This is a genomic window from Kaistia sp. MMO-174 (assembly GCF_037147815.1).
Taxonomy (GTDB): domain Bacteria; phylum Pseudomonadota; class Alphaproteobacteria; order Rhizobiales; family Kaistiaceae; genus Kaistia; species Kaistia nematophila.
In genome coordinates this window covers 575,930-588,668 of the sequence record NZ_JBBCUO010000003.1, presented here as the reverse complement: position 1 = coordinate 588,668, position 12,739 = coordinate 575,930, and the positions used below count along the sequence as shown (strand labels likewise).

At 67.3% G+C, this 12,739-nt stretch carries 15 protein-coding genes; 7 read left to right on the top strand and 8 right to left on the bottom strand.

The window, feature by feature from the left end:
• The first annotated feature begins 13 nt into the window (after positions 1-13).
• From WFK98_RS14780 to WFK98_RS14765, 4 genes are all read left to right on the top strand, one after another.
• Positions 14-889, top strand: a complete 876-nt coding sequence (locus tag WFK98_RS14780; RefSeq protein WP_336800752.1) for an S-methyl-5'-thioadenosine phosphorylase — start codon at positions 14-16, stop codon at positions 887-889.
• A gap of 128 nt (positions 890-1,017) precedes the next feature.
• A complete protein-coding gene (locus WFK98_RS14775) occupies positions 1,018-1,560 on the top strand; it encodes an adenine phosphoribosyltransferase (RefSeq protein ID WP_266340777.1) in 543 nt (180 codons plus the stop codon).
• A gap of 1 nt (position 1,561) precedes the next feature.
• The gene (locus WFK98_RS14770) at positions 1,562-2,206 is read left to right on the top strand and encodes a glutathione S-transferase family protein (protein ID WP_336800751.1); all 645 of its coding nucleotides are present in this window, start codon (positions 1,562-1,564) and stop codon (positions 2,204-2,206) included.
• Positions 2,207-2,276: 70 nt separating this feature from the next.
• Entirely contained in the window at positions 2,277-3,446 is a 1,170-nt protein-coding gene (locus WFK98_RS14765; protein WP_336800750.1) for a DUF4282 domain-containing protein, read from the top strand.
• A gap of 83 nt (positions 3,447-3,529) precedes the next feature.
• Here the strand turns inward: WFK98_RS14765 and ychF are convergent, their stop codons facing one another.
• The 3 genes from ychF to WFK98_RS14750 are packed head-to-tail and all read right to left on the bottom strand — an operon-like array spanning position 3,530 to position 6,054.
• Positions 3,530-4,624, bottom strand: coding sequence for a redox-regulated ATPase YchF (gene ychF, locus WFK98_RS14760; protein ID WP_266340774.1), 1,095 nt, complete (start codon positions 4,622-4,624; stop codon positions 3,530-3,532).
• An 8-nt stretch (positions 4,625-4,632) separates the two neighbouring features.
• Positions 4,633-5,388 (bottom strand): aminoacyl-tRNA hydrolase, encoded by a 756-nt coding sequence (gene pth / locus WFK98_RS14755; protein ID WP_336800749.1) that lies wholly within the window; start codon positions 5,386-5,388, stop codon positions 4,633-4,635.
• A gap of 39 nt (positions 5,389-5,427) precedes the next feature.
• Positions 5,428-6,054 carry a 50S ribosomal protein L25/general stress protein Ctc gene (locus tag WFK98_RS14750; RefSeq protein ID WP_266340772.1) on the bottom strand — a complete coding sequence of 209 codons (627 nt, stop codon included), beginning with the start codon at positions 6,052-6,054 and terminating at the stop codon, positions 5,428-5,430.
• Positions 6,055-6,303: 249 nt separating this feature from the next.
• Between WFK98_RS14750 and exbB the strand changes: the two genes are divergently transcribed.
• Together exbB and exbD are read left to right on the top strand one after the other, a co-directional pair.
• The gene (gene exbB / locus WFK98_RS14745; RefSeq protein ID WP_336800748.1) at positions 6,304-7,224 is read left to right on the top strand and encodes a tonB-system energizer ExbB; all 921 of its coding nucleotides are present in this window, start codon (positions 6,304-6,306) and stop codon (positions 7,222-7,224) included.
• Positions 7,225-7,232: 8 nt separating this feature from the next.
• Positions 7,233-7,652, top strand: a complete 420-nt coding sequence (gene exbD, locus WFK98_RS14740) for a TonB system transport protein ExbD (protein ID WP_336800747.1) — start codon at positions 7,233-7,235, stop codon at positions 7,650-7,652.
• 206 nt (positions 7,653-7,858) lie between these two features.
• On the opposite strand, the gene WFK98_RS14735 is transcribed toward exbD, so the two are convergent.
• The 5 genes from WFK98_RS14735 to lgt all read right to left on the bottom strand — a co-directional run bounded on the left by WFK98_RS14735 (position 7,859) and on the right by lgt (position 12,267).
• Entirely contained in the window at positions 7,859-8,791 is a 933-nt protein-coding gene (locus WFK98_RS14735) for a ribose-phosphate pyrophosphokinase (protein ID WP_266340769.1), read from the bottom strand.
• 149 nt (positions 8,792-8,940) lie between these two features.
• On the bottom strand, positions 8,941-9,462 hold the full coding sequence (locus WFK98_RS14730; RefSeq protein ID WP_266340768.1) for a hypothetical protein: 522 nt from the start codon (positions 9,460-9,462) through the stop codon (positions 8,941-8,943).
• Positions 9,463-9,579: 117 nt separating this feature from the next.
• Entirely contained in the window at positions 9,580-10,350 is a 771-nt protein-coding gene (gene pgeF, locus WFK98_RS14725) for a peptidoglycan editing factor PgeF (protein WP_336800746.1), read from the bottom strand.
• 16 nt (positions 10,351-10,366) lie between these two features.
• Positions 10,367-11,446 (bottom strand): class I SAM-dependent methyltransferase, encoded by a 1,080-nt coding sequence (locus tag WFK98_RS14720; protein ID WP_336800745.1) that lies wholly within the window; start codon positions 11,444-11,446, stop codon positions 10,367-10,369.
• Positions 11,443-12,267, bottom strand: coding sequence for a prolipoprotein diacylglyceryl transferase (gene lgt, locus WFK98_RS14715; protein ID WP_420909666.1), 825 nt, complete (start codon positions 12,265-12,267; stop codon positions 11,443-11,445). Before lgt ends, WFK98_RS14720 begins: the two co-directional genes overlap by 4 nt.
• A 148-nt stretch (positions 12,268-12,415) precedes the next feature.
• Here lgt and WFK98_RS14710 point away from each other — a divergent pair, with 148 nt between their 5' ends.
• On the top strand, positions 12,416-12,712 hold the full coding sequence (locus tag WFK98_RS14710) for an accessory factor UbiK family protein (protein WP_336800744.1): 297 nt from the start codon (positions 12,416-12,418) through the stop codon (positions 12,710-12,712).
• Positions 12,713-12,739: the final 27 nt, after the last annotated feature.

The following is a 12,739-nucleotide window of genomic DNA, read 5'->3' as shown; positions in this document are numbered from 1 at the left end:
CAGGTACAAATCCATGACCAAGGTGGTACTCGGCATTGTCGGCGGGTCGGGTCTCTATGACCTGCCGGGCCTCGAAGGCGCGGAATGGCGGACGGTCGAAAGCCCGTGGGGCCAGCCCTCCGACCAGCTCCGCTTCGGACGGATCGGCGCGACGGAAATCGTCTTCCTGCCGCGCCACGGGCGGGGCCATCGCCTGTCGCCCTCCGGCATCGACTATCGCGCCAATATCGATGCGCTGAAGCGCGCCGGCGTGACCGATCTCGTCTCCGTCTCGGCTGTCGGCTCGCTGAAGCAGGAGCTCTTCCCCGGCGCCTTCGTCGTCGTCGACCAGTTCATCGATCGCACGGTGGCGCGGCCGTCGAGCTTCTTCGGCAATGGCTGCGTCGCGCATGTCTCGATGGCGCATCCGGTCGCGCCAAGGCTGGTCGAGCAGATCCGCCGCGCCGCCGAGGCCGAGGCGATCGACCATCACATCGGCGGCACCTATGTCTGCATGGAGGGGCCGCAATTCTCGTCGGTCGCCGAGTCGAACCTCTACCGCAGCTGGGATGCCTCGGTGATCGGCATGACCAACATGCCGGAGGCGAAGCTCGCCCGAGAGGCCGAGATCTCCTACGCCACCATCGCCATGGTGACCGATTACGACTGCTGGCATCCGGGCCACGCGGCCGTTTCGGTCGAGACGGTGATCCAGGTGCTGGGAGAGAACCGCGACAAGGCGCAGCGCTTGGTGGCGCGGCTGGCGCGGGACTTCCCGGCCGAGCACGAGCCATGCCCGATCGGATCCGACCGCGCTCTGGATCACGCCATCATGACGGCGCCGCACGCTCGCGATCCGGCCCTGCTCTCGAAGCTCGACGCCGTCGCCGGCCGGGTGCTGGCGCGCTGATCCCGCCCGGCTGTTGCTGCAACGCCGCAGGCTGTGCTGTCTTGGAACCGGTCGCGGGCTTGGAACTGGACGCGGGCGCAAAGCTGGGGCAAGCCTAGGCAACCGTCCGCAGATATTCGAAAGCCGTCATGACCTCTGCCCTGAACGACATCGCTGCCTCGATCCGCACCATTCCGGACTATCCAAAGCCCGGCGTGCAGTTTCGGGACATCACCACGCTGCTCGGCAATGCGCGCGCCTTCCGCCGCACGATCGATGAACTGGTCCAGCCCTGGGCCGGCGCGAAGATCGACCAGGTCGCCGGCATCGAGGCGCGCGGCTTCATCATCGGCGGCGCCGTGGCGCATCAGCTCTCGGCCGGCTTCGTGCCGATCCGCAAGAAAGGCAAGCTGCCCTACGACACGGTCAGCATGTCCTATGCGCTCGAATACGGCACCGACGAGATGGAGATGCATGTCGACGCCGTGGGCAAGGGCGACCGAGTCATTCTCGTCGACGATCTGATCGCGACCGGCGGCACGGCGGAGGGAGCGGTCAAGCTGCTGCGCCAGCGCGGCGCCATCGTCGAGGCCGCCTGCTTCATCATCGACCTGCCGGAACTCGGCGGCGCGGCGAAGCTCCGGGCGCTCGATGTTCCCGTTCGCACGCTGGTTACCTTCGAAGGTCACTGACATGCCGGATTTCACGATCGTGATCGGCTCACGCCAATGGTCGAGCTGGTCGATGCGGCCCTGGCTGGCCCTGCGGCAGACCGGCGCGGCCTTCGATGAGATCGTGCTGCTGCACCGTACGCCGGCCGGCAAGGCCGAGGCCGTGGCGCTCGGCCCGACCGGGCTGGTCCCGCTTCTGATCGACCGCCGCGCGTCCGAGCCGCTGAAGGTCTGGGATTCGCTGGCGATCTGCGAATATCTGGCCGAGAGTTTTCCTGAGGCCGGGCTGTGGCCTGCCGACCGGGCCGCCCGCGCCGTGGCGCGCTCGGTCTCGGCCGAGATGCATTCGGGCTTCCGGCCGCTCCGGATGGCGCTTTCGATGGACCTGTTCGCGCATCTGCCGGGCATCGGCCTGGACGATCCCGGCGTCGCCGCCGATATCGCCCGGATCGACGCCATCTTCCGGGATAGTCGCGCCCAGTACGGCCAGGAGGGTCCGTATCTGTTCGGAAAGCGCACGATCGCCGACGCCATGTTCGCGCCGGTCGTCAGCCGCTTCCGCACCTATGAGCCGAAACTCTCCGGGCCGGCCGCGGAATATGTGGCCACAATGCTGGATGATGACGGCTTCAAGGCATGGGAAGATGCGGCGCGCCGCGAATTGTGAGACTCTGGCGCGACTCGCCGATGCGTGAAGCAGGCGGCGCGCGTGTGGAGTAGTTCTTTGGGATGACGGCATGACCTCCTTTCTCGACCTCTTCAAATGGGATCGGTTCGTTGCGACGTCGGTCATCGAACTGCTGTTCTGGCTGCTTGCGGCCATCGCCGTGCTGTTCGGCGTTTCCGGCCTGCTGAATGGCCTGGCGCTGGTGCAACTGGCGCCGGTCGCCGCCCTGATCACCATCGCCGTCAGCATCATCGGCACGCTCGCCGCCGTCGTGTTGGCGCGGGTAGCCTGCGAGGCGGTGATCATGCTGTTCCGGGTCAATGAGAACCTGATGGACATTCGCGACAGCCTCGCCAATGCGGCGGAGCGTTCGCCTTATGTTGTGGCCGAGGCGCCGGTGATTCTGGATCCGATCGCCGCCGTGGTCGAGGACATGCTGCCCGAGCCGCCACGCCCGGCCGCGCGAGCCGAGAGCCGCTGGGGCGAGACCAAGCCACCGGAACCGCGCCATCATGAGCCGCGGGCGCATGAGACCAGGGCCCATGAGACCAGGGCCCATGAGGCCAAGGCGCCAGAACCTCGCGCCGTGGAGAAATCGAGCGAGACAAGCTCGCTGGAGGCCCGGCTCGCCGAAATCCGCGCCCGCCGCGAGGCGACGGCGGCCCGCATCGCCGCTACCACCGCGCCGTCGGATTCGGCCGATGCCGGCCTGGTCAGCGCACGCATGCATCTGGAGGAGGCCGCGGCTCCTAAATGGGTGGCGCCGCCGGTGACAGCGCCCGCAGCACGGGCAGAAGCCGTGAAGCCCGAGGCGAAGGCGCCAACTGTCGAGGTCAAGCCCGTCGTCGCGGCTGCCGAGCCGGTCCCCGAGGTGAACGCGCCGGAAGTGAAGGCGCCTGAGGTGAAGGCCGCAGAGGCCGAGGTGGCTCCGCCCAAGCTGCCCGACGCCGTCGCCGAGACCAATGCGCCCGATTCCAAGACTTCTGATGCCAAGGTTGTGGAGGCCAAGGCTGCTGACGCCAAGCGCGGCGATGGCAAGAAGTCCGAGTCCAGAAAGGCACCGAAGTCGGCGGGGCCGGCCATGGTGAAGGCGATCGAGGACGCGTTGGTCGATCTCAAGGAAGCGGTCTCGGAGCCTGACGCGTCAACCGCCGAGGCGGCTGCCGCCAAGCCGGCGGAAGCAAGCGGGGCCGGGGAGACCGAGGCCGTCGAGAAGCGGAAGGCCGACGACGCCGCGTAACGCGCGGTCGCCGCAATGAGCATCCAGACAAAGAAAAAGCCCCGGCGAACTGCTTCGCCGGGGCTTTTGTTTAGACGTCCGCCTCAGGTGTTGAAGCGGAACAGCAGCACGTCGCCATCGGCGACGACATATTCCTTGCCTTCGTCGCGGGCGCGACCGGCTTCCTTGGCGGCGGCTTCGCCGCCGAGGCGGGTGTAGTCGTCAAAAGCGATCGTCTGGGCGCGGATGAAGCCGCGCTCGAAATCCGAGTGGATGACGCCGGCGGCCTGCGGTGCCTTGGTGCCCTTGGTGATCGTCCAGGCGCGGGCCTCCTTCGGACCGACCGTGAAATAGGTGATCAGGCCGAGAAGGTCGTAGCCGGCGCGGATGAGGCGGTCGAGGCCGGGCTCCTCGAGGCCGAGCGTCTCCAGGAATTCCGCCTGCTCGGTCGAGTCGAGCTGGGCGATTTCAGCTTCGATGGCGGCCGAGATCGTCACACAGCCGGCGCCCTGCGCCTTGGCCATCTCGAAGACGCGGTCGGAGAAGGCGTTGCCAGTGGCGGATGCCGATTCCTCGACGTTGCAGACATAGAGGACCGGCTTCGACGTCAGCAGGTTCAGCCCGTCAAAGAGGGGGCGATCCTCGGCCGAGACGTCGAGCAGGCGTGCGGGCTTGCCTTCGCGCAGCAGTTCCAGCACGGCGTCCATCATGACGACCTGGGCCTTGGCTTCCTTGTCGGTCGCCGCGCGCTTGCGCAGCGGCGCGACGCGGCGCTCCAGGCTGTCGAGATCGGCGAGCATCAGTTCGGTCTCGACCGTCTCGGCATCGGAGACCGGGTCGATGCGGCCTTCGACATGGGTGATGTCGCCATCCTCGAAGCAGCGCAGCACATGGGCGATGGCGTCGACTTCGCGGATGTTGGCGAGGAACTGGTTGCCGAGACCTTCGCCCTTCGACGCGCCGCGCACGAGGCCGGCGATGTCGACGAAGGTGAGGCGCGTCGGCACGATCTGCTGCGACTTGCCGACTTCGGCGAGCTTGTAGAGGCGCGGATCCGGGACGGCGACCTCGCCGGTGTTCGGCTCGATCGTGCAGAACGGATAATTCGCCGCCTGCGCCGCCGCCGTCTTGGTCAGCGCGTTGAAAAGGGTCGACTTGCCGACATTCGGCAGGCCGACGATCCCGCATTTGAAGCCCATGGTGTTCCTTACTCGTCCTTGACGCCAAAGAGGCGCTTCAGCCCCGCCGCGAACGGCCCGCCGGCCGGCTGCGAAGCTGGTGAAGATGGGGATGCCGGCGCCGGCTTGCCAGCCGCCTGCGCCGCGGCCTCGGACTGCCTTTCGGCAGCGACGGCCTTCGGCGGCTTGGCCGCCTTCGGCTCCTTCGCCGCCTTCTCGGGCTCGAGGCTGCGATGCAGCCGATTGCCGAAGGTGCTGTCCTTGCCGTCGGCGAGCAGCGCCGCGTTGTCGGCGACGGCGTCGAGCAGCGGATTGATCCACTCGCCATCGACGCGCGCGAAATCATGCAGGACATAGCCGTGCACGAGTTCCTTGGAGCCGGGATGGCCGATGCCGAGGCGCAGTCGCCGGTAATCCTCGCCGACATGGGCGGAGATCGAGCGCAGCCCGTTGTGGCCGCCGTGACCGCCGCCGGTCTTCATGCGGATCTTCGCGGCGGGCAGGTCGAGCTCGTCATGCATGACGACGATGTCGGCATTGGGAATCTTGTGAAACCGGGCGGCTTCGCCGACGGCTCGGCCGCTCTCGTTCATGTAGGTCTGGGGCTTCATCAGGAGCGTCTTGCGCCCCGCGAGCGTGCCCTCGGAGACCAGTGCCTGGAAGCGCGAGCGCCAGGGACTAAAGCCATGGCGGCGGTGGATCGCATCCGCCGCCATGAAGCCGATATTGTGCCGGTTGAGCGCGTACTGGCTTCCCGGGTTACCGAGGCCGACAATGAGGAGCATCGTGCTTCCCCCACGCAAAACCGGATGCAGGACCGAAGCTTACGCCTTGGCGGCGGGAGCAGCCTCAGCGGCCGCGGCTTCGCCTTCTTCGCTCTTCAGGCCGGCCGGAGCCGCGATCGTGGCGACCGTGAAGTCACGCTCGGTGATGACCGGGGTGACGCCAGCCGGGAGCTTGACGGCCGAGATGTGGATCGAGTCGTTGATGTCGAGGCCCGTCAGGTCGACGACGATGTGATCCGGGATCGCATCGGCGGGGACGGTGGCGTCGATTTCGTGACGAACGATGTTGAGAACGCCGCCGCGCTTCAGGCCCGGGGACTTCTCTTCGTTGATGAACTGCACGGGGATCTGGACGTGCAGGGTCGAGCCAGCGGAGACGCGCAGGAAGTCAACGTGCATCGGCTGATCGGTGACCGGGTGCAGCGCGTAGTCGCGCGGGATCACGCGGATCTTCTCGCCGTTGACGTCGATCGTGGCAACGGTCGTCAGGAAGCCACCGGCGTGGAGCTTCATGAAGACATCTTTGTGGTTCAGTTCGATCGACAGGGGTGCCTGCTTGTTGCCGTAGATGACGGCCGGAATCTTGCCTTCGCGACGCGACGCCCGGGCGGCCCCCTTGCCCACGCGGTTGCGGACAGATGCCGTGAGCTCGTAAGTATTGCTCATCGGTATTCTCCTTGTGTGAAACAGAAAAAGGCCGCGGTGCCTCCAGGGGTGTCGGCGCGGCCGGCGTCCTTATAGACGAGCGAGCCGGAAGGAACAAGCACGCTGCGGCAAGAATGGCGGAAACGCTGGACTCGTCCGAATGCCGCTGGAACGCAGCGCCTCAGGGGATCCGCGAGCGGATGGTTGCGTCGGCTGGGACGGTGCGTTATTCGGAGTATCAAACTCATCTTTATGACGGTACGTGTCACCATGCTTGCTAATCTCTGTCGGGGGGCAGCCCTCGCGGTCGCCATTGTCGGCCTGTCGATCCCCGTCGGCAGCACCATGGCGTTCGGCCAGGCGGCCGAGGCACCCGCCGTCACGGCACCCGCCGCCGAGCCGGCTCCTGCCCCCGCGCCGACGGCCGCTCCCGAACCCGTCCTGCAGGATCCGGTCGAACTGCCGGCTGGCGAGCACGGCGTCGATCGCTCGACGCTGCCGCATGACCTCTCGCCGATCGGCATGTTCACCAATGCCGACATGGTCGTGAAGGGCGTCATCGGCGTCCTGGCCGTCGCGTCGATCATCACCTGGGCGATCTTCCTGTCGAAGACGCTGGAACTGGCGGCGCTGCGACACCGGACGCGCGCCCGCGGCGAGCGGGTGGCGCGGTCGCGCACGCTGGCCGAGGCGGAAGCGCAGGTTGGCCGCCGCAACGATCCGGCCTCGCGGCTGGTGCAGGCCGCCGTCGAGGAAGTGTCGCTGTCGTCCGGCCTCTCGGCCGAAGGCATCAAGGAACGCGTCGCCTCGCGCTTCGAGCGGATCGAATCCCGCGCCGGGCGCGAGATGATCCGCGGCACCGCCGTGCTGGCGACGGTCGGCTCGCTCTCGCCCTTCATCGGCCTGTTCGGCACCGTCTGGGGCATCATGAATTCGTTCATCGGCATCAGCCAGGCGAATACGACCAATCTCGCCGTCGTTGCGCCCGGCATCGCCGAGGCGCTGTTCGCGACCGCGATCGGCCTGGTGGCCGCCATCCCGGCCGTGCTGTTCTATAACGTGTTCGCCCGCATCATCGCCGGCAACAAGGCCGTCATCGCCGACGTCGCGGCCGAGACGATGCGCCTCGTCTCGCGCGATCTCGATCGCGCCGACGCGCGCGGCCCCTCGCGTCTCGCCGCAGCGGAGTAGGGGGAGACATGGCCGCCAAGCTCAGCCATCACGACGATGAACTCGTCGAGAACAGCGAGATCAACGTCACGCCGTTCATCGACGTGATGCTCGTGCTGCTGATCGTGTTCATGGTCGCGGCGCCGCTCGCCACCGTCGATGCGCCGGTCGACCTGCCGCGGTCGAACGCCAAGGCGGCGCCCCGCGCCGACAAGCCGATCTTTCTGTCGCTGAAGCCTGACCTCTCGCTCGTGCTCGGCAATGATCCGGTGTCGCCCGAGGCGCTCGGGCCCGCGCTCGACGCGTTGACGAAGGGCAATCGCGAGGAGCGCCTCTATCTGCGCGCCGACCGTAAGGTCGCCTATGGCGACGTCATGGAGCTCATGAACAAGCTGCGCGACTCCGGCTACGGCAAGGTCGCGCTGGTCGGCATGGAAGGCGCGCGCTAGATCATCCCATCGATTCACGGAAACGCCGAAGCGATCTAGCTTATTGTTTTGGAACGCTTTCTTTATGCGAGCCGCTATCCACCTGGCACGAAAGCGCTCTAGCGGAGCGGCCGGCGGACCGGCAGGATAAAACGAAAGCCCGGCGCTGCGATGCAGGCCGGGCTTTTTTCGTTCAGCCGTCGCGGCGGGGCCGCGTCCGATCGACCCTAGATGAACAGGCTCGAGACCGACTTTTCGCTGGCGGTGCGGTTGATCGCCTCGCCAAGCAGGGTCGAGATCGAGGTGACGCGGATGTTCGGCGCCTGGCGGACGGCCTCGGTCGGCTGGATCGAGTCGGTGATCACCAGCTCCTTCAGGACGGAATTGGTGATGCGGGCCACCGCGCCGCCCGACAGCACGCCATGGGTGATGTAGGCGACGACGGACTTGGCGCCCTGGGCCAGCAGCGCCTCGGCGGCGTTGCAGAGCGTACCGCCGGAGTCGACGATATCGTCGAACAGGATGCAGTCGCGGCCGGCGACATTGCCGATGATGTTCATGACTTCCGACTCGCCCGGCCGCTCGCGGCGCTTGTCGACGATGGCAAGCGGCGCGTCGATGCGCTTCGCCAGCGCACGGGCGCGCACCACGCCGCCGACGTCGGGCGACACGACCATGACATTCGAGAGCTCGTAATGCTCCTTGATGTCGCGCGTGATGACGGGAACCGCGAAGAGATTGTCGGTCGGGATGTCGAAGAAACCCTGGATCTGCCCGGCGTGCAGGTCGAGGGTCAGGACGCGATCGGCGCCTGCGTGGGTGATCAGGTTGGCGACCAGCTTGGCCGAGATCGGGGTGCGCGGGCCGGCCTTTCGGTCCTGGCGGGCGTAGCCGAAATAGGGGAGGACCGCCGTGATGCGGCGCGCCGAGGAGCGGCGCAGCGCATCGATGATGATCAGCAGTTCCATCAAATGGTCATTGGCCGGAAAACTGGTCGACTGGACGACGAAGACGTCCTCGCCGCGTACGTTTTCCTGGATCTCGACGAAGATTTCCTCGTCCGCGAACCGACGGACCGAGCACTTCGCCAGCGGGATTTCGAGATAGGTGGCGATCGCCTCGGCGAGCACCCGGTTGGAGTTTCCGGCAACCAGCTTCAAGGTCTCGTGTCCCGACGTGATGAGGTATAGGGGATCGACCCCGCAAGGAGGTCATTCGTTCAGGCGGCGGCGTTGTACCAACTGCGCCGCCGCACTGCAAACGCGATTCGCGTGCGGACGGCAAGCAACGAGTCAAAACCGGGATCCGCTCAGGCGCCCGATCCCCAGGCGACGATCGCGGCGACCGTACGGCGCGCGACGTTGGAAACGGTGGCGTCGTCGATGCCGAGCCAGGGATCCTGCGATCCGTTCGCGGAGGTTTCCTGGCCGGAAATGCGGTGAACGCGACGTCCACTGGCGTCGAATACGTCCCAGACATAGACGAGGATCGTTCCCGAGGAATCGCCGACGGCGGAAAGATAGCCCTTGACGACGTAGGTGGCCTGCGGGTCGCCGGACGGGACGAGCGCGACGTTTTGCGCCACGGCTTCCTGGCCGAGTTGCGACGAGAGCTTGTTCAGGATGTTGCTGGGCGCGCCGGTCACCGGCGCGAAGGAGAACTTGGCGTTGGCGAGTGGCACAGCCGGCAGGGCAGGCTGCGTCGGCGCTCCGGCGGAGGCCGAAGCGGTCGACGGCTGACCGGTGCCGAGCGTGTTGTTGCAGGCTGCCAGTGCAAACGTCGCCAACAGGATGGCGGCGCATGCAGGCAGCCGATTTGCCTTCACCATCATGGCGATCGTCCTTCCGGCCCGGTCGTCAGGACCCCCCTCGAATCTGTCTATCTGCAATTCACGGCGCGGTCCAGAAGCGCCTCTCAGATCGTCTCGAAGTTGTACGCTTTGTGCCGGTCATGCGGCGATTGTGATCGCGTGCAGCAGCCGTCCATAGTCGGGTTCGCCGGCATGGGTGGCGCGGCGATAGGAAAAGAAGCGCTTCGGATCGGCATAGGTGCAGAGGGCGAGGTCGCCGACCGTGCCGAGGCCGGCGGCGCGCAGCCGCGTGCCGATATAGGCCGGCAGGTCGAACTGGTGATGGTCGGCGCGATCAGACGGCGCGAAGAAGGCGGCATTGGCGGCATCGGCGTCGATGAAGCGGGCGCGGAATTCCGGCCCGACTTCATAGGCGGCCTTCGAGATCGTCGGACCGAGCACGGCGACAATGCGTTCGCGGCGGGCGCCGAGTTTCTCCATCGCGGCGACGGTCGCCTCCAGAACGCCGGTGAAGGCGCCCTTCCAGCCGGCATGCGCAGCACCGATGACGCGCGCCTCGCCATCCGCGAACAGCACCGGGCCGCAATCGGCCGTGCCGACGCCGATGGCGATGCCGGGGCGGCTGGTGACGACGGCGTCCGCCTTCGGGCCGTCGCCGACCGGCCAGACCTCGTCGACAACAACGACGTCGGGGCTGTGAACCTGATAGGGCGTCGCGAGGCGGTCCGCCGCGACGCCGAGATCGGCGGTGATGCGGGCGCGGTTTTCGAGCACATGGGCGCGTTCGTCAGCGGAGCCTACGCCGCAGTTCAGGCTCGCATAGATGCCGTCCGAGACGCCGCCCTGGCGGGTGAAGAAGCCGTGCCGGATGCCGGGGAGGGCGGAAAGTGCGTCGGCGGTGATTTTCATGGCGGTCATCCTCAGTTCATCCGAAGGGCGGGGCGAGCAGGTCGCCGCCGGTAACGCATAGCACCTTAAACAGCGTGCCCATCGCTGCCGGCCCGGCCAGTCGCTCGACGGCGGCGCGGATGGCGTCCTGCGCGGCGGCATCCTTGCCGGCGCCGAGGCGGCCGGCGCGTTCGACGAGGCCGAGTGCCAGCAGGAAATCACCCTGCGTCCAGACCGCCGAGGCGGTTGCGCCATTCGCCCTTGCCGCGCGGGCGAGGGCGGCGAAGTCGACATGCACGGTCAGGTCCGCTTCGCCGGGATGGGCCAGCGGGTCGTCGAACCGATGTTGCCGGAGCGCCTGCAGCGTGTCGCCATAGCCGCTTTCCGCGTGGCCGTAGTCGATGGCGAGGAAGGCACCGCCCGACCGGTGCAGGCGGGCGGCGAGCGTCGCCATGATCGCGGCCGAGATCGAGGCGGTCTCGACCAGCGAGCCCTCGGGAGCGCGGTCGTCGGCGCCGTCGACATGGGCGTCGGGGCGGAGGCCGAAGACGAGCTTGCCGTCGCTGACGCCGACCATCCGCTCGGCCCAGCCGGCGCCGGTACGCAGGAATTGCCGCACCGGCAGCGCATCGAAGAATTCGTTGGCGATCAGGATCGTCGGCCCGTCCGGCAGGCCGTCGACCTGCTCGGCCCAGTCGATTGCGTGGCCGGCGAGCGTGCGGGCCTGGATCTCGCGCAGTCGCGGGCTGGTCTCGACCAGCACGATCCTAGCCGCCGGCTCGAAGCCGGGCGCGATCCGGGCGGCGCGCAGCGCATCGGCCATCAGCGTACCCCGGCCCGGGCCGATCTCGGCCAGCACGAAGGTGGCGGGGCTTCCCATTCTCTGCCAGGTGGCGACGGCCCAGAGGCCGATCAGCTCGCCGAACATCTGGCTCACCTCTGGCGCGGTGACGAAATCGCCGGCCGCGCCGAAGGGCTCGCGGGTCATGTAGTAGCCGAACTCGGGATCGCCGAGGCAGGCGGCCATGTAGTCGGCGACGGTGATCGGGCCGAAATTCTCGATGCGGCGGACCAGCTTTTCGCCAAGCGGCGTCCTGTTTTCGCCGGAAGGCGTCATGCGGCGGCGACCGGCCGGCGCGAGGCGACGACGAGCAGGATGATGCCGGCGATCACAAGCGGCAGCGACAGCAGCATGCCCATGGTCAGCCCGCCCGACAGGTAGCCGATCTGGATGTCCGGCTCGCGGAAGAACTCCGAGAAGATGCGGGCGAGGCCATAGCCGATGGCGAAGACGGCGGAGATGAAGCCGGGCTGGCGCAGGCGAAGCTGCTTGTGGGTGAAGAAGCGCAGCACGAGGAACAGCACGAGGCCTTCGAGCAGGGCCTCGTAAAGCTGGCTCGGGTGGCGCGGCTGGCCGTCGGCGTTCGGGAAGATGATCGCCCAGGCGACGTCGGTCGGCCGACCCCAGAGCTCGCCATTGATGAAATTGGCGATGCGGCCGAACAGCAGTCCGAAGGTCACCGACGGCGCGACGACGTCGATCAGCGACCAGGTCGGGATCTTGCGCGAGCGCGCGAACAGGATCATCGCGACAACGGTGCCGAGGAAGCCGCCATGGAAGGACATGCCGCCGTTCCAGACCTGGAGGATCTGCCAGGGCGCGGCCAAGAACATCGGCAGATCGTAGAACAGCACATAGCCGAGCCGCCCGCCGAGGATGATGCCGAGCGTCGCCCAGACGACGAAATCGTCGATGTCGATCGGCTTCATCGGGGCGCCGGCCGGGCCCCAGAGGGCGGTGTTGCTGACCAGGCGCTTCGCGTACCACCAGCCGATCAGGATGCCGACGATATAGGCGAGCGCGTACCAACGGATCGCGAAAGGCCCGATCTGGATCAGCGTCGGGTCGATGGCCGGGAAGGGCAGGACGAACAGCATGGCAGGCTCCGGCAGGCGGTCGGGCGGCATTGGTGCGCTGATCCGGGGGGAAGGGTCAAGTGCGGGCGTGCGCGACCCCTCGACACCTTGTTCGCGCCGACGCCCGCAACCATACTAGAAGCAAGGTGTTTTTCCCCGGAGGCTGCCCATGAATACGACCCCGAACCGGCTGTTCGACGAATTCGCCAAGCTGATGACCGATGCGGCCGGCATGGCACAGGGCGTCAAGCGCGAGGCTGAAACCGTGATGAAGCATCAGGCCGAGCGCCTCTTCGCCGACATGGACTTCGTCAAGCGCGACGAGTTCGATGTCGTGCGGGAGATGGCGCAGAAGGCACGCGCCGAGAACGAGGCGCTGACGGCGCGCGTCGCCGAGCTGGAGGCGAAGCTCGCCGTGCTGACCCAGGGCCATGTCGTCGCCGCGCCGTCGCCGGAAGAGCGCTGACGGCGAACGGCATCGCGATATCGGATA

What these genes read in the sequence shown, in the direction of transcription:
- WFK98_RS14780 (WP_336800752.1), top strand. Translation starts at nt 14, where the DNA reads ATGACCAAGGTGGTACTCGGCATTGTCGGCGGGTCGGGTCTCTATGAC.
- WFK98_RS14775 (WP_266340777.1), top strand. Translation starts at nt 1,018, where the DNA reads ATGACCTCTGCCCTGAACGACATCGCTGCCTCGATCCGCACCATTCCG.
- WFK98_RS14770 (WP_336800751.1), top strand. Translation starts at nt 1,562, where the DNA reads ATGCCGGATTTCACGATCGTGATCGGCTCACGCCAATGGTCGAGCTGG.
- WFK98_RS14765 (WP_336800750.1), top strand. Translation starts at nt 2,277, where the DNA reads ATGACCTCCTTTCTCGACCTCTTCAAATGGGATCGGTTCGTTGCGACG.
- ychF (WP_266340774.1), bottom strand. Translation starts at nt 4,624, where the DNA reads ATGGGCTTCAAATGCGGGATCGTCGGCCTGCCGAATGTCGGCAAGTCG.
- pth (WP_336800749.1), bottom strand. Translation starts at nt 5,388, where the DNA reads ATGCTCCTCATTGTCGGCCTCGGTAACCCGGGAAGCCAGTACGCGCTC.
- WFK98_RS14750 (WP_266340772.1), bottom strand. Translation starts at nt 6,054, where the DNA reads ATGAGCAATACTTACGAGCTCACGGCATCTGTCCGCAACCGCGTGGGC.
- exbB (WP_336800748.1), top strand. Translation starts at nt 6,304, where the DNA reads ATGCTTGCTAATCTCTGTCGGGGGGCAGCCCTCGCGGTCGCCATTGTC.
- exbD (WP_336800747.1), top strand. Translation starts at nt 7,233, where the DNA reads ATGGCCGCCAAGCTCAGCCATCACGACGATGAACTCGTCGAGAACAGC.
- WFK98_RS14730 (WP_266340768.1), bottom strand. Translation starts at nt 9,462, where the DNA reads ATGATGGTGAAGGCAAATCGGCTGCCTGCATGCGCCGCCATCCTGTTG.
- pgeF (WP_336800746.1), bottom strand. Translation starts at nt 10,350, where the DNA reads ATGAAAATCACCGCCGACGCACTTTCCGCCCTCCCCGGCATCCGGCAC.
- WFK98_RS14720 (WP_336800745.1), bottom strand. Translation starts at nt 11,446, where the DNA reads ATGACGCCTTCCGGCGAAAACAGGACGCCGCTTGGCGAAAAGCTGGTC.
- lgt (WP_420909666.1), bottom strand. Translation starts at nt 12,267, where the DNA reads ATGCTGTTCGTCCTGCCCTTCCCGGCCATCGACCCGACGCTGATCCAG.
- WFK98_RS14710 (WP_336800744.1), top strand. Translation starts at nt 12,416, where the DNA reads ATGAATACGACCCCGAACCGGCTGTTCGACGAATTCGCCAAGCTGATG.